The organism is Holdemania filiformis, from assembly GCF_003459085.1.
Taxonomy (GTDB): Bacteria; Bacillota_I; Bacilli_A; order Erysipelotrichales; family Erysipelotrichaceae; genus Holdemania; species Holdemania filiformis.
In genome coordinates, this window is the sequence record NZ_QRUP01000043.1 from 402 (window position 1) to 1,380 (window position 979).

Consider the following 979-nt stretch of genomic DNA (forward strand, 5'->3'; position numbering starts at 1 on the left):
TCTGTTCAGTTACGCCTTAGCGAAAGATATACTGGGAGAGCGGAACAGTTTCTCCAAGACCGATCCGGATGCGACAATGATGCATATGAAATATGACTATTACAATCACACGAACGTGTTTAAACCAGGATACAATGTCCAGATCGGAGTGAATAACGGGTATATTGCCTATTCCTACATCAGTCCGGATGTCAATGATACAAAGACCGCAATCCCCTTTCTGGAAGGATACCGAAATCAATTCGGAGACGATCCGAAAATGGTGGTGACGGATGCCGGATACGGCAGCTTTGAGAACTATGCCTATGCCCAGCTTCATCAGATTCAGGCAATCCTGAAATATCCGGGGTACCAAAAGAAGAAAGAGAAAGTGAAGGAAAAGAACCAGTTTCAGTTAATGCATATGAAACGGAATGGGGAAGGAACCCCGATCTGCCCGCAAGGGTATGATTTTGAAATCGAGAAGATAAGAGTGGACATGAAGACCGGAGTACCGAGAACGACGATTCATTATCGGAATCAGCACTGTGAGAATTGTCCGCTGCGGAGCCGGTGCACGACATCGAAGAAGGGACGCAGTGCGAGAATCAGTCCGCAGCTGGAGAAATATCAGAAGGAAGTCGATGCCTATCTGGAAACGGAAGAAGGAAAAAGAAGGATGGCGCAGCGGAGCAGTGAGGCAGAAGGGGCGTTTGGAGACATCAAGAAAAACTTCGGGTATAGTCTGCTTCGCAGGCGGGGAGAAAGCGGAGTGCGAGTAGAGTTGGGGCTGGTGATCCTGGGGTACAATTTGAGGCATTATCATCGACAAAGAACAAAGTTGATGAAGTAAGGAACAAGTTATCCACAAAAGACAGGAAAGGAAAGAAAAAGCAGACTGAGAAACAGCCTTGAAAGGGTCAAGGTGTTTTCAGAATGCTTTCTTTTCCATTCGTTTTATCTAAAATTGTGGAAAACTTAGAGAAATGGCTGTGAGCTT

Annotated in this window: 1 protein-coding gene; it reads left to right on the forward strand. The window is 46.0% G+C overall.

What is annotated here, in order from left to right; genetic code table 11:
- Positions 1 to 832, forward strand: an 832-nt coding sequence (locus tag DWY25_RS17545; protein WP_220412974.1) for a transposase, incomplete at its 5' end; no start/stop codon positions are given.
- Between the last annotated feature and the right edge of the window lie 147 nt (positions 833 to 979).